This window comes from Acidaminococcus sp. HCP3S3_H5 (assembly GCF_052122235.1).
Classification (GTDB): domain Bacteria; phylum Bacillota; class Negativicutes; order Acidaminococcales; family Acidaminococcaceae; genus Acidaminococcus.
In genome coordinates, this window is sequence record NZ_JBQKCS010000007.1 from 100,701 (window position 1) to 120,597 (window position 19,897).

The 19,897-nt window shown below is 58.1% G+C and carries 21 protein-coding genes; 20 read left to right on the plus strand and 1 reads right to left on the minus strand.

Annotated elements, in window-relative coordinates; all coding sequences use genetic code 11:
* The first annotated feature begins 222 nt into the window (after positions 1-222).
* From ACTQY5_RS09580 to ACTQY5_RS09620, 9 genes are all read left to right on the plus strand, one after another.
* Positions 223-513, plus strand: a complete 291-nt coding sequence (locus tag ACTQY5_RS09580) for a metal-sensing transcriptional repressor (protein WP_022487267.1) — start codon at positions 223-225, stop codon at positions 511-513.
* Between the two features lie 42 nt (positions 514-555).
* Positions 556-756 (plus strand): heavy-metal-associated domain-containing protein, encoded by a 201-nt coding sequence (locus ACTQY5_RS09585; protein ID WP_022487268.1) that lies wholly within the window; start codon positions 556-558, stop codon positions 754-756.
* Between the two features lie 134 nt (positions 757-890).
* Positions 891-1,325: an OmpH family outer membrane protein gene (locus tag ACTQY5_RS09590; protein ID WP_022487269.1), complete on the plus strand. Its 435-nt coding sequence runs from the start codon at positions 891-893 to the stop codon at positions 1,323-1,325.
* A 60-nt stretch (positions 1,326-1,385) separates the two neighbouring features.
* On the plus strand, positions 1,386-2,696 hold the full coding sequence (locus ACTQY5_RS09595) for a Na+/H+ antiporter NhaC family protein (RefSeq protein ID WP_022487270.1): 1,311 nt from the start codon (positions 1,386-1,388) through the stop codon (positions 2,694-2,696).
* Positions 2,697-3,149: 453 nt separating this feature from the next.
* The gene (locus tag ACTQY5_RS09600) at positions 3,150-3,476 is read left to right on the plus strand and encodes a thioredoxin family protein (protein ID WP_022487271.1); all 327 of its coding nucleotides are present in this window, start codon (positions 3,150-3,152) and stop codon (positions 3,474-3,476) included.
* On the plus strand, positions 3,473-4,390 hold the full coding sequence (gene trxB, locus ACTQY5_RS09605) for a thioredoxin-disulfide reductase (protein ID WP_022487272.1): 918 nt from the start codon (positions 3,473-3,475) through the stop codon (positions 4,388-4,390). The genes ACTQY5_RS09600 and trxB overlap by 4 nt, the downstream gene beginning before the upstream one ends.
* Before the next feature lie 57 nt (positions 4,391-4,447).
* Positions 4,448-4,978: an RrF2 family transcriptional regulator gene (locus ACTQY5_RS09610; RefSeq protein ID WP_022487273.1), complete on the plus strand. Its 531-nt coding sequence runs from the start codon at positions 4,448-4,450 to the stop codon at positions 4,976-4,978.
* A 66-nt stretch (positions 4,979-5,044) separates the two neighbouring features.
* Positions 5,045-5,767 (plus strand): SIMPL domain-containing protein, encoded by a 723-nt coding sequence (locus ACTQY5_RS09615; protein ID WP_308664642.1) that lies wholly within the window; start codon positions 5,045-5,047, stop codon positions 5,765-5,767.
* A 4-nt stretch (positions 5,768-5,771) separates the two neighbouring features.
* Positions 5,772-6,536 (plus strand): 5'-methylthioadenosine/S-adenosylhomocysteine nucleosidase, encoded by a 765-nt coding sequence (locus tag ACTQY5_RS09620; protein ID WP_441369133.1) that lies wholly within the window; start codon positions 5,772-5,774, stop codon positions 6,534-6,536.
* A gap of 476 nt (positions 6,537-7,012) precedes the next feature.
* Here the strand turns inward: ACTQY5_RS09620 and ACTQY5_RS09625 are convergent, their stop codons facing one another.
* Positions 7,013-7,888 (minus strand): phosphoribosylaminoimidazolesuccinocarboxamide synthase, encoded by an 876-nt coding sequence (locus tag ACTQY5_RS09625; RefSeq protein ID WP_022488227.1) that lies wholly within the window; start codon positions 7,886-7,888, stop codon positions 7,013-7,015.
* Between the two features lie 592 nt (positions 7,889-8,480).
* On the opposite strand from ACTQY5_RS09625, the gene ACTQY5_RS09630 reads away from it, so the two are divergent.
* From ACTQY5_RS09630 to ACTQY5_RS09680, 11 genes are all read left to right on the plus strand, one after another.
* Positions 8,481-8,750 (plus strand): ACT domain-containing protein, encoded by a 270-nt coding sequence (locus tag ACTQY5_RS09630; RefSeq protein ID WP_022487212.1) that lies wholly within the window; start codon positions 8,481-8,483, stop codon positions 8,748-8,750.
* Between the two features lie 12 nt (positions 8,751-8,762).
* Complete coding sequence (locus tag ACTQY5_RS09635) at positions 8,763-10,124, plus strand: PFL family protein (protein ID WP_022487213.1); 1,362 nt, start codon at positions 8,763-8,765, stop codon at positions 10,122-10,124.
* Entirely contained in the window at positions 10,124-10,753 is a 630-nt protein-coding gene (nth, locus tag ACTQY5_RS09640) for an endonuclease III (RefSeq protein ID WP_022487214.1), read from the plus strand. The genes ACTQY5_RS09635 and nth overlap by 1 nt, the downstream gene beginning before the upstream one ends.
* A gap of 57 nt (positions 10,754-10,810) precedes the next feature.
* Positions 10,811-12,337: a hypothetical protein gene (locus ACTQY5_RS09645; protein WP_022487215.1), complete on the plus strand. Its 1,527-nt coding sequence runs from the start codon at positions 10,811-10,813 to the stop codon at positions 12,335-12,337.
* A gap of 12 nt (positions 12,338-12,349) precedes the next feature.
* The gene (locus ACTQY5_RS09650; protein ID WP_022487216.1) at positions 12,350-12,751 is read left to right on the plus strand and encodes a zinc ribbon domain-containing protein; all 402 of its coding nucleotides are present in this window, start codon (positions 12,350-12,352) and stop codon (positions 12,749-12,751) included.
* A 195-nt stretch (positions 12,752-12,946) separates the two neighbouring features.
* Entirely contained in the window at positions 12,947-14,128 is a 1,182-nt protein-coding gene (locus ACTQY5_RS09655) for an acetyl-CoA C-acetyltransferase (RefSeq protein ID WP_022487217.1), read from the plus strand.
* Positions 14,129-14,206: 78 nt separating this feature from the next.
* Positions 14,207-15,358, plus strand: a complete 1,152-nt coding sequence (locus ACTQY5_RS09660; RefSeq protein ID WP_022487218.1) for an acyl-CoA dehydrogenase — start codon at positions 14,207-14,209, stop codon at positions 15,356-15,358.
* Between the two features lie 134 nt (positions 15,359-15,492).
* The gene (locus ACTQY5_RS09665) at positions 15,493-16,350 is read left to right on the plus strand and encodes a 3-hydroxybutyryl-CoA dehydrogenase (RefSeq protein ID WP_022487219.1); all 858 of its coding nucleotides are present in this window, start codon (positions 15,493-15,495) and stop codon (positions 16,348-16,350) included.
* 21 nt (positions 16,351-16,371) lie between these two features.
* Positions 16,372-17,160, plus strand: a complete 789-nt coding sequence (locus ACTQY5_RS09670; RefSeq protein ID WP_022487220.1) for an enoyl-CoA hydratase-related protein — start codon at positions 16,372-16,374, stop codon at positions 17,158-17,160.
* Positions 17,161-17,260: 100 nt separating this feature from the next.
* Positions 17,261-18,370 (plus strand): glycoside hydrolase family 3 protein, encoded by a 1,110-nt coding sequence (locus tag ACTQY5_RS09675; protein WP_441369134.1) that lies wholly within the window; start codon positions 17,261-17,263, stop codon positions 18,368-18,370.
* 57 nt (positions 18,371-18,427) lie between these two features.
* Positions 18,428-19,801, plus strand: a complete 1,374-nt coding sequence (locus ACTQY5_RS09680; protein ID WP_441369135.1) for an aminopeptidase — start codon at positions 18,428-18,430, stop codon at positions 19,799-19,801.
* The last annotated feature ends 96 nt before the right edge of the window (positions 19,802-19,897 follow it).

A 19,897-nucleotide genomic window follows, 5' to 3' on the forward strand; every position in this document is an offset into this window, starting at 1 on the left:
TCAAAACGAGGGACTTTATGTCCCGAGTTTTTATCCGCCCTTTACAAGGGCGGGGGACCGTTGCGCTGGCGCAATGGTGGTGGGTTAGCCGCCTTGGCGGCGTTTCCCATCGTGGCCAAACGCATTTGCGTTTGGCTTCCATCGGTTGCTGACCAAAAAGGGATTGTCACTTGACAATCCCTTTTTCCATGGCTACAATATACGTAACGGAGGTATAGTACCATGGAACATCTGAAGACAATGCGGGACAAGAATGGGAAGGATTATCAGGACCTGATCACCCGTTTGAACCGGATTGAAGGCCAGGTGCGGGGAGTGAAAAAAATGCTGGAAGAAGACCGGTACTGTGTGGACATCCTGACCCAGGTCAGTGCCATCACCTGCGGCCTCAATGCCTTCAACAAAAAGCTCCTGGCCAACCACATCAAAAGCTGTGTGGTCAACGACATCCGGGCCGGGGACGATTCTGTAGTGGACGAACTGTGCGAAACCCTGCAGAAACTGATGAAATGAAAAAACGGCGTACTGCCTGTGGAAATTGAAGGAGGAACTGTAATGGAAAAAGAACTGAAAGTCAATGGAATGATGTGCGTCAACTGCCAGAAACACGTCCATGATGCCCTGGCCGCCATGGCCGGCGTATCCAGTGTGGACGTCAACCTGGAAAAAGGCACTGCCAAAGTGACCGCTGACCGGGACATCCCCCAGGATGAATTCAAGAAGGTCATCGAAGAAGCAGGGTATGAATTGGCGTGAGAGCCGGGGCCGGGGGTGTGGAAAATCCACACCCCCTTTTTCGCTTGCGTCCGAAAACCACTCATGATATAATGACTCCTGTTAGATTCGCTGTTGCTTTAGAAGGATTCTTACAGAAGAAAGGATGATTTTCAGTGAAAAAGCAATTGATGGCCCTGGTTATGGCCCTGCTGGTGTGCGTTGGCTGCTCTGGCGCCCTGGTTCCGGCTACGGCCTATGCTGCCGAAACCATCGGTTATGTGGATTTAAATACCGTATTCTCCCACCATCCTGATTTCGCCTCTGCCCGGGCTGCCATGAGCCTGGAACAGCAGAACGCCCAGAAGGAATTCCAGGAAAAGGCCCCCAGCCTGGACGATAACGGCAAACGGGCCCTGGACAACACCCTGACCGAACGGATTGCCAAGAGAGAACAGGATCTGTTCGATCCTATCCGGAAGAAGATCCTGACCGCAGTCCACAAAGTGGCCAAGGAAAAGGGCATCAACACGGTTCTCAGCGCCGGTGCCGTAGTTGACGGCGGCGTGGACATCACCAACGATGTGATGAAGGCCGTAGGAGCAAAATAAATCGGACACGGAAAGGTGCTGCCTGGCAGCACCTTTTTTGCATTTGGAAAGGAAAAAACAATGAACCAAAATGACGACAGCCGCAACCTGGGGGGTGTGGCCTTCCTGCCCCTCATTGTCTTCCTGGCTTTGTACATCGGCTGCGGGCTGGCCTTTACCCTGCTGGGGATCCCCAAGCCCTTCAGCTTCCTGCCCCGGCACGTGGCCCTTCTGGCCGGGACCCTGGTGGCCTTTATGCTGTGGAAAAAGGGCCCCATCGATGAAAAACTGAAAGTCTTCTGCACCGGCATGGGAGATTCCGGGGTGATGATGATCGTACTGATCTATCTCCTGGCCGGGGGGTTCCAGGGGGCAGCGGCTGCCATCGGGGGGAAGACTTCCGTGGTGAATTTCTGTCTCCAGTTCGTGCCGCCGTCCTTCCTGATTCCCGGGGTGTTCCTGATGTGCTGCTTCATTTCCACTGCCATCGGCACCAGCATGGGCACCATTGCCGCCATGGCTCCGGTGGCCATCGGGGTGGCCCAGGGGGCGGGACTCAACGCGGCCGCCGTGTGCGCTGCGGTGATCTGCGGCTCTTATTTCGGGGACAACCTGTCCATGATCTCTGACACCACCATTGCGGCGGCGGAAGGGTGCGGATCCAAAATGAAGGACAAGTTCCGGATGAACTTTGCCATTGCCCTGCCGGCAGCCCTGGTGAGCCTGGTGCTGTTCTACCTGGTCAGCGGCCAGGTCCAGGGAGGCATCCAGGTGGGGGATTACAACCTGCTCCAGGTGCTGCCCTATGTGGTGGTGCTGGTGCTGGCCCTGATGGGGATCAACGTGGCTTTGGTGCTCTTCGGGGGGATCCTCCTTACCGGGTGCATCGGGCTCCTTCAGGGCACCGTGGACATTTTCGGCTGGGCCAAGGGGCTGGGAGATGGCATGGCGGACATGTTCTCCATCAGCATGGTGGCCATCCTGGTGTCCGGGATCATCGGCCTGGTCCGGTACTACGGGGGCGTGGAATGGCTGGTGGGGAAGATCACCGGCTGGATCCACGGCCGGAAAGGGGCGGAATACGGCATCGGGCTTTTGAGCGGGCTCCTGTCCGCTGCCATGGTGAACAACACCATTGCCATTATCGTCACCTGTCCCATTGCCAAGGTGATCGGGAAGAAGTATGACATCGCGCCCAAACGGCTGGCCAGCCTGGTGGATATTTTCGCCTGCAGCTTTCTGTGCGTCATGCCCCACGACGGAGGCATGCTCATCGTCACCCAGCTAGCAGGCACTTCGCCTCTGGACGTGATGAAGTACTGCTACTACGTGTACGCCCTGCTGATCGCCGCCTGCGTGACCATCCAGCTGGGGACCCATGAGGGGAAATAAAAGGCTGCCGGGGGCTGCAGCCTGTCAGCGGTCAGCGGACGAAGGAAGGAACCCGGGAACGGGTTCCTGGAAGGGAAACGCAGCCTAACGCTGCTAACCCACCACCAGCCTGGCGGCTGGTCCCCCGCCCTTGAAAAGGGCGGATATACGCTCGGGCTGACGCCCATTGCTTTTTCAGTACAAGTGCATAATCCCGAGTACTCATTATCCGCCCTTTACAAGGGCGGGGGACCGTTGCGCTTGCGCAATGGTGGTGGGTTAGCCGCCGGAGGCGGCGTTTCCATTCACAGGAACCTGCAGTTGCAGATTCCTTCCTTCGTCCGATGACTGTTGACTTCCGACCAGGGGGATGTTGCACGTTATGTGCAACATCCCCCTCTTGACTTTCTTAACTGTATTTGCTAAAATTACAGTATCACAGATCCCAACGGGTCCTTCAAGGAGGTTATTTTTATGGATTTCTTACATATTACCAAAGACAATTTTGACAAAGAGGTGCTCCACAGCAGCAAACCCATGGTGGTGGGCTTTTCCGCCCCCTGGTGCGGCTACTGCAAACGGCTGAAACCGGCTCTGGGCCAGCTGGCCATGGAAATCGCCGACAAGGTTTCTTTCGGGGCCGTGAACATCGACGAAGAACGGGAACTGGCGGAACAGTTCAAGATCGAAACCATCCCCAGCCTGATGCTGGTGAAGGAAGGCCAGTGCAGCGAACTGCTGGTGAACCCGCCTTCCAAGGCGGCGGTGAAGACCTGGCTCCAGGAGAAAGGGGTATTATGAGCAAAATCTATGACATCCTGATCATCGGCGGGGGCCCTGCAGGCTATACGGCGGCTCTTTACGGGGCCCGGAGCGGCTTTTCCACCGCCGTGCTGGAAAAACTCTCTCCCGGAGGCCAGATGGCCACCACCAGCGATGTGGAAAACTATCCCGGATTCCCGGGAGTGGTGGACGGCTTCGAACTGGGAGAACGGATGCAGGAAGGGGCGGAAAAGGCCGGTGCGGAAACGGTGTATGCGGAAGTGACCAAGCTGGACCTTTCCGCCAACCCCAAAGTGGCAGAAACTTCCGAAGGCACTTTCCTGGGCCGGACGGTGATCCTGGCTACCGGGGCCCATCCCCGGAAACTGGGGATCCCCCAGGAGGACGGCCTGGTGAACCGGGGTGTGGCCTACTGCGCCACCTGTGACGGCAGCTTCTACAAGGACAAGGTGGTGGCGGTGAACGGCGGGGGCAATACGGCCGTAGGGGACGCCCTGTACCTGGCCAAACTGGCCAGCAAGGTATACCTGATCCACCGCCGGGATACCCTCCGGGCCACTCCCGTCTATCTCCAGCGGCTGAAGGATGCCGGGGTGGAGATTATCTGGAACAGTGTGGTTGCCGGGCTCCAGGCGGACAAGAAGCTTACCGGGCTGAAACTGAAGAACGTGAAGACCGGAGAAACATCCGTCCTGCCGGTGGACGGGCTCTTTGTGGCCATCGGCCAGCTGCCGGAAAACGACCTGGTGAAGGGCCAGGTGGAAACGGACAGAAACGGCTACATTGTGGCGGGGGAAGACACCAAAACCTCCGTCCCCGGGGTGTTCGCCGTAGGGGATGTGCGGACCAAGGCCGTGCGCCAGATCATCACCGCAGCAGCGGATGGGGCCGTGGCCGTCCATTTCGCCGAGGAATATCTCAACGAAAAATAAAGGAATACAAGAGGAGGGAAGCAGGCTGGCACAGTCCGGCCTGCTTTGCGAGCAATTATGAAAAGTGATTTTATTGTGGCCGTCCATGCGCTGGTCTACCTGTCCCACCGGGGGTGCCTGGCGTCCAGCGAGGAACTGGCCGAAAACATCTGCACCAATCCGGCCCGGGTCCGGAAGATCATGGGCAAACTGAAGAAAATGGGGATCATCACCACCCGGGAAGGCCATGTGGGGGGCTACTGCCCCTGCGAAGGACTGGAAAAGGTCTCCCTGTATGAAATCGCCCAAGGCATGGGCACGGTGTTCGTGGATACCAAATGGCGCAGCGGCAACGAGGAGAACAACTGCTTCATCTCCAGCGGCATGTCTTCCGTGTTCGATTCCCTGTACCGGGAACTGGACCGGCTGTGCATGGATCATCTGAAGGGGATCACCCTGGGGGATGTAACGGAAGAAATCGTGGAAACCCAGCGCCACAGCCAGAAGGAATGCCACGGGGCCATCAGCGGGGACTGCCCGGCCTGGCAGAAGGCTCTGGAGGAGGAGTCCGCCGGAGAAAAACAAAAACAACAGGAAACTTGTGACTGACCGGTCATTTTTCTGCAAAAGTGTGGTATAATATCGATGTTCACAATTTTCTTATGAGGTGATCCTATGAAAAAAATCGGAGCATTCCTGGCAGCAGCTGTCCTGGCTTTCAGTCTCCATGCAGCACCGGCCTTTGCGGACCAGCCTCTGGACACCATCCAGATCACTGGCACCGCCAGCAAAACCGTGGATCCGGACATGGCCACGGTGAACTTCGCCTTTGAAAAACAGGGCGCCACCCTGGAAGAAGTCCGGCAGGCAGGGGCAGAAGCCAGCCGGAAATTCATCAACAGCATGCTGGCCCAGGGGGTGGCCCGGGACGATATTGCCACCATCAGCTACAATGTGTCTCCCCGGTATGAATATCCGAAAAACGGCGGCCAGAAACTGGCCGGCTACCAGGTGTACGGGGCCTGGGAAGTGAAGGAAAAGAACCTGGACCAGCTGGGGAACCTGATCGACAAGGGGCTGGAAAGCGCCAACCGGCTGAACGGAGTCCGGTTCGGCCTCCAGAATGAGGACCTGATCAAACGGCAGCTGCTGGGCCAGGCCGTGGAAAACGCCCGGTATACCGCCCAGGCTGTGGCCAATGCCGGGGGCAGAGGTCTCGGCGTGCTCCGGCAGGCCAGCATTCCCTCCAGTTCCATAGCGGCAGCCCAGCCGGTGCTCCTGGCCCGGATGAACAAAATGGAAATGGCGGACAGTGCCGCCGCTTCCACCCAGCTGGCGCCCAAAGCGCTGACGGTGACCGTGCAGGTGGACACCCTGTTCGCCCTGACCCTGGAGTAACAGGATGGCAGGGAGCAACAAAAAACCGGCTTTTCTCCAACAGGAAAAGCCGGTTTTATTGCAGGGGGCCATGGAGCTGGAAGTGGCAGTGCTCCGGGAGGCCCTGGAAAACGTCCAGGAAGTCCGTCAGGGGGATTTCCTTTTTTGGACCGGGAAACTGGGGAAGCAACAGGCAGTGGTGAGCCGGACCGGGATCGGCACCGCCGCCGCAGCTGCTGCCACGGCCCTTGGCTGCACCCTGTTCCAGCCTGCCCTGGTGCTGAACCAGGGGACTGCCGGGGGATATCCGGTGGACCTGGAGCCTTTTGACCTGGTGGTGGGGGAACGGTGGTTCAACGGGAACGCCCTGTTCCAGTCCCGGTACGGGAAGGATTATTACCTGGACCTGGCGGCCCTGGAAGGGGAAAGCAAGGAAAGTGAGTTCACCGGGGACCGGCCCTTTTTCCATCCCTGTGACCGGGAGGCGGTCCGGTGGCTGGACAGCTGGGGCACGGCCTACACCCGGGGCCGGGTGGTGCTGGGGACCATTGCCTCTGCAGACCGGTGGAACGACTGCCCGGACACTATCCGGGACCTGGAGGCGAACACCGGGGCTCTGTGCGAAGAGATGGAAACTGCCGGAGCCGGGGATACCGCCGGAAGGATGGGAATTCCCTTTGCCGCCCTGCGGGTGATCTCCAACAACAACCGCACCAGGCGCCCCTTCGACCCGGAAACCGCCCGGGCGGTGCAGGAGTGGGTGGTAAGGGTAGTGAAGAGTGCAGAGTGAAGAGGGAAGAGCAGGGGCCGCGGGCCGAAGGAAAAATTTGCAGGCAAATTTTTTGAATGGAAACGCAGCTGGCGCTGCTAACCCACCACCAGCCTGATGGCTGGTCCCCCGCCCTTGAAAAGGGCGGATATATGCTCGGGCCTGGGGCCCATTGCAGCCTACAGCTTTCGACCAGTATTCCGGCCTTCTTGCGGATATACGCTCTGGCTGACGCCCATTGCTCAGGGCACCAAGCCCAATAAATCCGTGTACTCTAAAACGAAGAACTTGGTGTACTCCAAAACGAGGGACTTTATGTCCCGGGTTTTTATCCGCCCTTTACAAGGGCGGGGGACCGTTGCGCCTGCGCAATGGTGGTGGGTTAGCAGCCGAAGGCTGCGTTTCCATTCAGCAGCATCTGCCCTTGGCAGATGGTTTCCTTCGGCCATTGAATGCTGACAAAAAAAGACGCTGCTTCCGCAGCGCCTTTTTTCCAATTACTCCCCGAACTTCTTTCCGGTGAGCATTTCGTAGGCTTCTTTGTATTTGGCGATGGTCTTGTCGATTACATCCTGGGGCAGCAGGTAGTCGCTGTTGGGATGGGCCTTCAGCCAGTCACGGACGAACTGTTTGTCGTAGGAAGGCTGGCTCTTGCCGGCTTCGTAGCCTGCCAGGGGCCAGAACCGGGAGCTGTCGGGAGTGAGCATTTCGTCACCCAGGACCACTTCGCCTTTTTCGTTCAGGCCGAATTCGAATTTGGTGTCGGCGATGATGATGCCTCTTTCATAGGCATAGTCGGCGCATTTCTTGTACAGGGCGATGGTGGCGTCCTTGATGGCCTTGGTGTATTCGGCCCCTTTCCCCGGGAAGATCTTTTCCAGGTAGGTGACGCACTGTTCTTCGGTGATGTTTTCGTCATGGTCGCCCAGTTCTGCTTTGGTGCTGGGGGTGAAGAGAGGTTCAGGGAGCTTCTGGCATTCCTTCAGCCCTTCGGGCATTTTGATGCCGCAGACGGTGCCGTTTTCCTTGTAGGATTCCCAGCCGCTGCCGGTGATGTAGCCCCGGACGATGCATTCCACAGGGATCATGTTCAGTTTCCGGCATTTCATGCTCTTGCCGGCAAATTCCGGAGTCCGGAAGAATTCAGGCATATCCGCCGGGTCCACACTGATCATGTGGTTGGGGATGATGTCTTTGGTATAGTCGAACCAGAATTTGGACATCTGGGTCAGGACGGCCCCTTTGTCGGTAATGGTGTTTTTCAGAATGTGGTCGAACGCGGAGATCCGGTCAGAAGCCACCATGATCAGGCTGTCGCCCAGATCGTAGATTTCACGAACTTTCCCAGATTTAACGGGTTTGTATTCCTGCATGATCCATCCTCCTTGAATATAGACAGTAAAATCCTGTATCCCTATCATATCACAGCCAGGGGATTTCGTCGAATAATTTTCTCATTATAGGTGGGAATGTTTGTTTCATATGGTACGGAATGGGGAGTGGGTAGGTGGGTAAGTGGAATGGAATGGAAACGCAGCTGGCGCTGCTAACCCACCACCAGCCTTGCGGCTGGTCCCCCGCCCTTGAAAAGGGCGGATAGAAAGCACGCGGGCATATGCCCTTGTACTTTCTTATTAAATAAAGCAAGGGGCGTCAGCCCGAGCGTATATCCGCCCTTTACAAGGGCGGGGGACCGTTGCGCCTGCGCAATGGTGGTGGGTTAGCAGCGAGGGCTGCGTTTCTGTTCAAGACCATTTGCCTCCGGCAAATGGTCTCCTTTGCCGTGGGACGGAAGCCGACCGTCCCCCCTCTTCCCCTCTTTACTCCACCCTCCGCGGAAAATCGTGAAATCCTTGTGGATTCCTTCAGTAACATTGAAGCCGGTGAAAATTTATCGTATAATAAATTGTAAACTCCAGCTGATCAAGCAATTCCGGAGTCTCTAAGAGAGGAAGGTTGTTATTTATGCGTATTGTTATGACTATCGTCGGTGTGGACAAAGTGGGGATCATCGCCAAGGCAAGCACCCTGCTGGCTGACAACAATGTGAACATCCTGAACATCAACCAGAACATTGATGACGGATTCTTCAATATGGTTCTGATCGGTGACCTGGACAACGCGCAGGTTTCTGTGGAAGACCTGAAGGAAAAGGCCACCGCCCTGGGCAAAGAACTGGGTCTGGAAATCCGGGTCCAGAGCGAACAGATCTTTACGGCCATGCACCGGATCTAAGGAGGCCCATCCATGTTCTACGAAATCAAAGACGTACTGGAAACCACCCGGATGATCACCCAGAACAACCTGGACGTGCGGACCATCACCATGGGGATCAGCCTCCGGGACTGCGCGGATCCGGATGTGAAGGTCTGCGCCCAAAAGATCTATGACAAGATCACCACCAAGGCTAAAGACTTGGTGAAGGTGGGGGAACAGCTGGAAGGGGAACTGGGGGTGCCCATTATCCACAAGCGGATCTCCGTCACTCCCATTTCCCTGGTGGGGGAAGCCTGCCAAACCGACAGCTACGTGCCTCTGGCCAAGGCCCTGGATGACGCGGCCAAAGCCGTAGGGGTCAACTTCATCGGCGGCTTCAGCGCCCTGGTGGAAAAAGGCTATACCCACGGGGACCGGACTCTGATCAAATCCATCCCGGAAGCCCTGTCCACCACGGACATCGTGTGCTCTTCCGTGGCCATCGGCTCCACCAAGGCCGGCATCAACATGGACGCGGTCCGGGAAATGGGTCAGGTGGTGAAGGAAACTGCCCGTCTCACCGCGGACCAGGATGCCCTGGGCTGCGCCAAACTGGTGATCTTCTGCAACCCGGTCCAGGACAACCCCTTTATGGCCGGGGCCTTCCACGGGGTCACCGAACCGGAAACCGTCATTAACGTAGGGGTATCCGGCCCCGGGGTAGTGAAGCACGCCCTGGAAGCGGTCCGGGGAGAAGACATCGGGGTGGTGGCGGAAACCATCAAGAAGACTGCCTTCAAGATCACTCGGGTGGGCCAGCTGGTGGCCCAGGAAGCGGCCAAACGGCTGAACACCCAGTTCGGGATCATCGACCTGTCCCTGGCCCCCACCCCGGCGGTAGGGGATTCCGTAGCCCACATCCTGGAAGAGATCGGCCTGGAATCCTGCGGCTGCCCGGGCACTACGGCGGCCCTGGCCATGCTCAACGACGCGGTGAAAAAAGGCGGCCTGATGGCCTCCAGCTACGTGGGCGGCCTCAGCGGCGCCTTCATCCCTGTGTCTGAAGATGCGGGCATGATCGCGGCAGTGGAAAAAGGGTCTCTCACCATCGAAAAACTGGAAGCCATGACCTGCGTGTGCTCCGTGGGCCTGGATATGATCGCCGTCCCCGGTGACACCACCGCGGAAACCATCTCCGCCGTCATTGCCGACGAAGCAGCTGTGGGCATGATCAACAACAAGACCACCGCCGTCCGGCTGATCCCTGTGCCCGGCAAGAAGGTAGGGGACAAGGTGGAATTCGGCGGTCTCCTGGGCTATGCTCCCATCATTGCCGTGAATTCCTTCAAGCCTGATGTGTTTATCCATCGGGGCGGCCGGATCCCGGCACCGGTACGGAGCCTGACCAACTGATGAGAAAGAAAGAACGGGTCCGGGCCATCCTCCAGAAACTGGAGGAGACCTACCGGGGCCAGGGCACGGCCCTCCATTACCGGACCCCCTTTGAACTGCTGGTGGCGGTGGTACTCTCCGCCCAGTGCACCGATGAACGGGTGAACAAGGTCACCGCCCGGCTGTTCCCGGAACTGGACACCCCGGAAAAACTGGGGGCCCTGACCCAGGAACAGCTGGAAGACAGGATCCGGGACTGCGGCCTGTTCCGGTCCAAGGCCCGGAATATCCTGGGTCTGTGCCGGAAGCTGGTGGAAGACTTCCATTCGGAAGTGCCCCAGGATATGAAAAGTCTCCTGAGCCTGCCGGGTGTGGGCCGGAAGACCGCCGACGTGATGCTCAGCGTGGCTTTCGGCCAGCCGGCCATCGCCGTGGATACCCATGTGTTCCGGGTGGCCCACCGGCTGGGACTGTCAGAGGGCAAGGAACCCCTGGCAGTGGAACAGGACCTGATGGAACTGATCCCCCGGGCCCAATGGGGGGAAGCCCACCACTGGTTCATCTGGCACGGCCGGAAGGTGTGCAAAGCCCGGAAGCCCCAGTGCACCCAGTGCCCTGTAGTGGACCTGTGTCCTTCCCGTGTCCTCTGACCGGGGGAACGCGGACGGAAAAGCGACGGAAATCTTGATGGAGTAAGGTGAGAAGCAATGGCAAATGTCTACGACGCAATAGCAGCCTTTTACAACAACGACCCTGGCTGGGACCAGGTGCTGGCCCGGACCGATGCGGAAGCCTATTTCCGCCATCTGGCCTGGCAGGGCAGCACCGATGCCGCCATGCAGCATCAGTGGAACCAGCTGCTGATGCTGTGCATCTACGCAGAGAACGGAGAAATCAATCTGTATGAAATGACAGAAGATGACATTGTGGATCTGGTGGCCTGGTGCGGCCGGAACGTGGTGGATTTCCAGGTGTCCTGTGAATCCGTCCGGGACTTTCTGGATACCCTGGGGTCCTTCTACCTGTTCCTGAAACAGGAGGGACGGATCGCCAGCGCCCTGGCCCCCCGTCTGGCGGCCCAGCTGCTGCTCCGGGACGACGGCACCCTGGGGATCATCGACCAGTACGGGGACTACCTGCCGGGAGAAGAGGACCGGGAGGCCAGAAGCGCCCCGCCTCCGGAAGGCCAGGTGTTCCTGAACGCCTGGGAAGCGGTCCGGGGGATCATGGAAGAGCTCCGCCGGTTCTACCAGAAGGAGGAATTCGACGGGGATTTCCAGCGGGCCCTGACCCTGTATGAACAGGCCCTGGGCATGCTGGACCTGGAAAACGACCCGGGCGAGGACTTCTGGCAGGGGTTCTGGGATTATTTCCTGATGGATTACCACCTGACAGGCAACGACCTGACTCCCCTGGAAATGTTCCGCCAGTGGGGAGACACGGACCATCCCCAGATGGTCAACGAACTGAGCACCGGCTTTTTGGCCCTGTTCACCGTGGAGGACATGATGGACAACAGCCGGTTCCTGTGCCGGGATTTCCTTACCGGGGATATGTACAACCTGAATTTCCATCTCACCGGGGATGATCCGGTGGGGGACCGGGTGATCCTGGGCCATGTGTTCTACAACCGGAGCATGGGCATGAATTGCCTCCAGAGCCGCACCCTGCGTCCCCTGGCCCGGAAACGGCTCCGGGAACTCCTGGAGGAATGTCTCCGGTGGTACGATGTCCAGTGCCCGGGGGCGGACTGGCCCCAGTTCATGGCCCGCCACGGACTGGTGTGCCGGAGCCTGCTGCTGAAAATGGCCCGGAACCCGGCAGCCTGCCGGTTCCCCTATGAAACCAGGCAGCAGGGCTATATCCCCGGCCCTCTGGCGGAAGACATGGACATGGTGGAGTGCCTGGCCCAGGAGATCCTCCTGGTGGGAGACCGGGGCCAGAACGACGTAAGGCTGGTCCGGCACATGTGGGAGGATTTCCGGGAAGGGTATCCTGCCCTGTACCAGTACGAGCCCCAGGTGTGGGCGGCGGCCCTGGTGGAGAATTTCCTGGAGATCAACGAGAAGCGGGCGGCCCGGAAACTGCCTTTCCTGGCGGAAATCGGGGGAGTGCCCCACCGGGATCTGACCCGTGCCTATACGGAAATCCGGGACCGGCTGCAGCTGGAGCCTTCGGATCCCCGGTATCTCAACGAGATGGGGTTCCTGATGATGTTTTCAAGATATGCGTAGGAGTAGTAGACCATGATCTGTAAACACTGCGGATTGGAATATCCCGATGACCTGGAAGCCTGTCCAGGCTGCGGCACCCCCAACGAGGATGTGGAAGCCCAGGTGATGAGTGCGGAAGAACGGGATGCCTTCGACGGGATGACCATTGAAACGGGCACCGAAGAAGAACCCCGGGGAGACTGGAAGGTGTACGACCAGGAGGATATCCGGCGGCAGCAGGAAAAAGCCGCCAAAAAGGAAAAATGGCGGTCCCTCTGGGAACTGGTGAAGCTGAACGGCCGGCTGGTACTGGCGGCAGCGGCGGTGATCCTGGCCGTGGTGCTGCTTTTGCCCACCCTGGTGGGCTTCCTGCTGGTGGGACTGGGGGCTTTGCTGGTATGGACATTTTTTCGAAATTTTTTCATCCGATGGTAAAAAGCCAATTTTCAGAAAACCGGGGGCTTCCCTTTGCGCTATAATTAGTGTATAATCAAGTCCATAAGTAAACCCTGAATGCATTTTTCCTGATCCAACCAGTCCGGCAGGGTCCTGGAACCCTTACCTCATGGTCCTGCCGGGCTGATTGACACTGTTTGCTTCAATTTCAAAACTAGAAGGGATGGTTTGAAAATGCGTGAAGTTGTCATTGTAAGTGCTGTAAGAACGGCTATCGGTAAGTTCGGCGGAAGCCTGACCCCGCTGTCCGCTCCTCAGATGGGCGCCATTGTTATCAAGGAAGCCCTGCAGAGAGCCGGCGTGAAACCGGAAATGGTGGATGAAGTGATTATGGGGAACGTGCTCCAGGCCGGCCTGGGCCAGAACCCTGCCCGTCAGGCCGCCATCTTCGCCGGCATGCCGGTGGAAGTCCCTGCCTTCACCGTGAACAAGGTCTGCGGTTCCGGTCTGAAATGCGTGGAACTGGGTGCCCAGTCCATCCTGGCCGGGGACAACGACATTGTAGTGGCCGGCGGTATGGAAAGCATGTCCAACGCTCCCTTTACCATTCCCGGGAAATCCCGCTGGGGCCTGAAAATGGGCGACCAGAAAATGATCGACGTGATGATCCGGGACGGCCTGTGGGATGCGTTCAACGACTACCACATGGGCATCACCTCTGAAAACGTGGCTGAAAAATTCGGCGTTACCCGGGAAGACCAGGATGAAGTGGCCGCCCGCAGCCAGGCAAGAGCTATCGAAGCCATCAAGAGCGGCGCTTTCAAGGAAGAAATCGTCCCTGTGACCATTAAAACCAAAAAAGGCGAAAAAGTCTTCGATACCGATGAATTCCCCAGAGAAGGAACCACCATGGAAGTCCTGGCCAAACTGCGCCCGGCCTTCAAGAAGGGCGGCACTGTTACCGCCGGCAACGCTTCCGGCCTGAACGACGGGGCTGCCGCTCTGGTACTGATGACCGCTGACAAAGCCAAGGAACTGGGTCTGAAGCCCATGGCCAAGATCGTTTCCTACGCTTCTGCCGGTGTGGATCCTGCCATCATGGGCATCGGGCCCATCCCTGCCAGCCGGAAGGCACTGGCCAAAGCCGGTCTGGAAGTGAAAGACATGGATCTGGTGGAAGCCAACGAAGCTTTCGCAGCCCAGACTGTGGAAGTAGGCCGTGAACTCCAGCTGGATTGGGACAAGACCAACGTCAACGGCGGCGCCATCGCCCTGGGTCACCCCATCGGTGCATCCGGTGCCCGTATCCTGGTCACCCTGCTGTATGCCCTGAAACACAGAAACAAGAAACTGGGCCTGGCCACCCTGTGCATCGGCGGCGGCATGGGCACTGCCACGGTTGTGGAAATGCTCTAAGAAGTTCAGGGAGCGCTGCTTTCTGAGCGGGGTTCCCTTTCATCATCTATCATTCAAAAGGAAAGAGGTACAAATACTATGGATTTCAACCTGACTGAAGACCAACAGATGATTAAGGACATGGCTGCGGAATTTGCTCAAAAATTCCTGGCTCCTACCGTTGAAGAAAGAGACAAGAACCATATCTGGGATCGGAAGCTTATCGACAAGATGGGCGAAGCCGGTTTCTGCGGCATCTGCTTCCCGGAAGAATACGGCGGCATGGGCCTGGACGTACTGAGCTACATCCTGGCTGTGGAAGAACTGTCCAAGGTGGATGACGGCACCGGCATCACCCTGAGTGCCAACGTTTCCCTGTGCGCTACCCCGATCTACATGTTCGGTACCGAAGAACAGAAACAAAAATACCTGGCTCCCATTGCAGAAGGCACCCATGTAGGGGCTTTCGGCCTGACCGAACCTTCCGCCGGGACCGATGCTTCCGCTCAGCAGACCACGGCTGTGCTGAAAGGCGACAAATACATCCTGAACGGCTCCAAGATCTTCATCACCAACGGCAAAGAAGCTGATACCTATGTGGTATTCGCCATGACCGACAAGAGCCAGGGTGTACACGGCATTTCCGCCTTCATCCTGGAAAAGGGCATGCCCGGCTTCCGCTTCGGCAAGATCGAAGACAAAATGGGCGGCCACACCTCCATCACTGCAGAACTGATCTTTGAAGACTGCGAAGTCCCCAAAGAAAACCTGCTGGGCAAAGAAGGGGAAGGCTTCAAGATCGCCATGGAAACCCTGGACGGCGGCCGTATCGGCGTAGCTGCTCAGGCCCTGGGTATTGCTGAAGGCGCCCTGGCTGCTGCCGTGAAATATTCCAAGGAACGGGAACAGTTCGGTCGGCCCATTTCCAAATTCCAGGCTCTCCAGTTCATGATGGCTGACATGGCCACCAAGATCGAAGCTGCCCGGTATCTGGTATACCATGCCGCCATGCTGAAGAACGAAGGCAAACCTTATTCCGAAGCTGCCGCCATGGCCAAGTGCTTCGCCTCCGACGTGGCCATGGAAGTGACCACCGACGCTGTACAGATCTTCGGCGGCTACGGCTACACCGTGGACTACCCTGCAGAACGGTACATGCGGAACGCCAAGATCACCCAGATCTACGAAGGCACCAACCAGGTTATGCGGATCGTAACCTCCCGTGCCCTGCTGAAAGACAAGAAAAAATAATCCCTTCTGAAAAGAAGGACCATGAGGAGGGCTGGTTTTTTGCCAGCCCTTCCTTTGCACAGAAGGAATTTCCGAGAAGTCCTTCTGTGGATGCAGGATTTCTCACTATACCAACGTAAAGGAGATTTTTTGTTATGGAACTGCAGAAAGTTATGGTTATCGGCGCTGGCCAGATGGGCAGCGGCATTGCACAGGTCATGGCTGCACATGGTGTGGAAGTGACCCTCCGGGACATCAAACAGGAATTCGTTGACCGGGGCATTGCCAAGATCGAAAAGAGCCTGGACCACAGCGTGGCCAAAGGCCGGATCACCGAAGATGACAAAAAAGCCACCATGGCCCGGATCCACGGGGTTGTGGATCTGACTCCCGAAGCCTGCGATGTGCATCTGGCCATCGAAGCCGCTACGGAAAACATCAAGATCAAACAAAGCATCTTCAAGGAACTGGACGAAAAGATGCCCAAAGACGCCATCATCGCCAGCAACACCTCTTCCGTTTCCATTACCATGCTGGCTGCCGGCACTTCCCGTCCGGACAAATTCATCGGCATGCACTTCTTCAACCCGGCTCCTGTGATGAAGCTGGTGGAAGTGACCAAGGGCCTGGGCACCTCTGAAGAAACCTTCCAGAAGGTGTACGAACTGGCCAAAGCCCTGGACAAGACCCCTGTAAAGGTCAACGATGCTCCCGGGTTCGTGGGCAACCGGATCATGATCCCCATGATCAACGAAGCCATCTTCACCCTCAGCGAAGGGGTTGCCAGCGCTGAAGATATCGATGCTGTGGCCAAACTGGGCTTCAACCATCCCATGGGGCCTCTGGCTCTGTCCGACCTGATCGGCAACGATACGGTCCTGGCCATTATGGAAGTGCTGTACAAGGGCTTTGGGGATCCCAAATACCGTCCGGCTCCTCTCCTGAGAAAGATGGTGGAAGCCGGCTATCTGGGCCGGAAGACCGGCAAGGGCTTCTACGACTACAACAAATAAGCTGAATGGTGGTGTCAAACCATGTATGACTACAAAAATCTGCTGGTGGAAATTGCGGACGACGGGGTGACCACGGTTACCGTGAACCGTCCCAAATACCTGAACGCCCTGGATACCCCCACCCTGGTGGAAATGAAGGACTGCTTCGGGAAACTGGCCACGGATCCGGCGGTGAAGGCTGTCATCATCCGGGGCGCCGGAGAAAAGGCCTTTGTGGCCGGGGCTGACCTGAAGGCCATGAGCACCATGACTGCCGTGGAAGGGAGAGATTTCTCCAACCTGGGCCATGATGTGTTCGATGCCATTGAAAAACTGCCGGTGGTGGCTGTGGCCGCCGTCAACGGCTATGCCCTGGGCGGGGGCTGCGAACTGGCCCTGGCCTGCGATTTCCGTTTCGCTTCCACTACCGCCAAGTTCGGCCAGCCGGAAGTGAACTACGGGATTATCCCCGGGTTCGGGGGTTCCCAGCGCCTGGCCCGGCTCATCGGCAAAGGCTATGCCAAGGAAATGATCTACACCGGGGCTATGGTGGATGCGGAAGAAGCCCATCGGATCGGCCTGGTGAACCGGGTGGTGGAACCGGATCAGTTGATCCCCACCTGCGAAGAAGTGTGCCGGAAGATCATGAAAAAGGCTCCCATTGCCATTGCCAGTGCCAAGGATGCCATCAACCGGGGCCTTTCCATGGACCTGGATTCCGGTCTCAGCTACGAAGCCCAGGTCTTCGGGACCTGCTTCGCCACCTTGGACCAGAAGGAAGGCATGAAGGCGTTCCTGGAAAAACGGAAACCGGTGTTTATGAACAAATAAGGCTGCTGCGCAGCCTGTCAACGGTCAGCTGTCCACAGTCAGCGGCCGAAGGAAAGAACCCGCCTTTGCAGACGGGTTCTTTTTGTTGTGAGGGAAGAAAATGAAAAAACTCTGGTTTTGTATACTCTGTATTTTCCTGGTGGCTTTTGGGGGGATGATGCGGCGGCCCCGTCTTCCTGAAGGGCCGGGGAGCGGCCAACCGGCGAAGCCGGACCCCATCACCGAAAAAATCGCCGCCATGACTCCGGAAGAAAAGGCCGGGCAATTGATGCTGGTGGGTCTGGAGGGCCGGACCCCTTCCCAGGCCTTCCAGCAGGAAATGAAGGACCATCCCTACGGTGGGGTGATCCTGTTTGACCGGAACATGGAAAACCCGGCCCAGGTAAAGGCCCTGACCGGCCGGCTCCAGGACCTGTCCGGGGATATACCCCTGTTCATCGGCCTGGACGAAGAGGGGGGACAGGTGGCCCGGATGAAGGATACCCTGCCGGCACCTCCTTCCCAGGCTGCCATCGGGGCCACCGGGAACCCGGATATGGCACAGAAGTGGGCGGCGGAAACCGGCCGTCAGCTGAAGCAGCTGGGAATCAACCTGAACCTGGCCCCGGTGGCGGACGTGGGCAGCGGGGCCGGCCGCAGTTACAGCAGTCATCCTGCCACCGCCGCCAAATTCGTGGAAAGGGCCCTGGCCGGATACCAACAGGTCCATCTCATGGCCTGTGTGAAGCACTTCCCCGGACTGGGGAAAGGACAGGAAGACACCCACAAAGGCCGGGTCACCGTCTCCGCCAGCCGGGAAACCCTGGAGCGGGAAGACCTGCTGCCTTTCCGGGAGGCCCTGGAAAAGTTCCCGGAATCCCGGTTCGCCATGATGGTGACCCATGTGGACTATCCGGCCCTGGATCCGGACTGGCCCGCCTCCCTGTCCCGGAAGGTCATGGGGGATCTGCTCCGGAACCGGCTCCATTTCGACGGGATCATTATGACCGATGATTTGACCATGGGGGCCATAGCCGGGTCCTGGCCCCTGGAAGAAGCGGCGGTGCGGGCCCTGCTGGCCGGGGCGGATCAGGTGATGGTGTGCCACGACCCGGAAGCCATCCGGAAGGTCCACCAGGCCATTGCCGCGGCCATCCGGGAAGGAAAGCTGCCAAAGGACCAGGTGGACCGGTCTTTGTACCGGATCCTGAAAACAAAGGAAAGCCTGTAACCGGGGAAAATATGGTATACTGGGCACAGTACAGTGAATGAATGGAGGTTTTTCAATATGAAGGAACCCTACAGCAGAAAAGAATCCGCCTGGGCGCGGATGGACGAAAAAGAACGGAAAGAGACCCTGGCCTACGGGGAACGGTACAAAGCCTTCCTGGACAAGGCCCGGTCCGAACGGCTGGCCGTAAAGGAGATCCTGGCACAGGCGGAAGCCGCCGGGTTCAAGCCTCTGTATGAGGCCGCAGCCCTGAAACCCGGGGACAAGGTGTACTGGAATCAGAAGGGCAAGGCCTGCATCCTGGCGGTGATCGGGAAGGAACCGGTCCATGAGGGGCTGAAAATCGTAGGCTCCCACATCGATTCTCCCCGGCTGGACCTGAAAGGGAACCCGGTCCACGAACAGGACGGGGTGGTGTACTTCCGGACCCATTACTATGGGGGCATCAAAAAGTATCAGTGGCCCTGTATCCCTCTGGCCCTGGTGGGGGTGATCCACACCAAAGAAGGGAAGAAAATCGAAGTGAACATCGGCATGGACGAAAAGGATCCGGTGTTCTACATTACGGACCTTTTGATCCACATGGCCCAGGACCAGATGAAGAAGACCCTGGCGGAAGGGGTCACCGGGGAACAGCTCCAGGCGGTGATCGGCACCCATACGGACAAGGACAAAAAGGTGAAGGACGCCCTGATGGACCTGTTGAAGGAAACCTATGGGGTGGAGGAAGAGGACTTCACCACAGCGGAACTGGAACTGGTGCCCGCCCTGAAAAGCCGGGATGTGGGCTTTGACCGGTCCCTCATTGCCGGGTACGGCCAGGACGACCGGGTGTGCTCCTACGCCAACCTGGAAGCCATCCTGGACGCCCGGGCCGGGAAAAAGACCCAGGCGGCCCTGTTTGCGGACAAGGAAGAGATCGGGTCCTACGGGAACACCGGCATGCAGTCCTCCTATTTCGCCAAGTTCGTCATGAAGCTGCTGGCCCTGCAGAACCGGGGCACCCTGCTGGACTTCTACGAGACCATGGAAAACAGCGAAATGCTCTCCGGGGACGTGAACAGCTGCCTGGATCCCATGTTCCCGGAAGTGACGGAAAAGGACAACTCGGCCCTGTTGGGCTACGGGGTGGCCCTTACCAAATACACCGGGGCCCGGGGCAAGGGCGGCAGCAACGACGCCAACAGCGAGTTCATCCAGAAAATCCGGACCATTTTCAACGAAGCCGGGGTGGCCTGGCAGATCGGGGAACTGGGGAAAGTGGACCAGGGCGGGGGCGGCACCATTGCCTACATGCTGGCGGACTGGGGCTGCGAAGTGGTGGACTGCGGCACCGCCATGCTCAGCATGCATTCCCCCTACGACCTGCTGAGCAAAGCCGATGCCTACGAAACCTACCGAGCGTACAAGGCGTTTTTTGAGAGCAAGTGAGGTGCGGCTGCTCTGGCAGCAGCACCGTCAGCGGTCAGCAGACGAAGGAAAGGACCTGGATTTTTGTCCAGGTCCTTTTTGCATGGAGAAAACCGG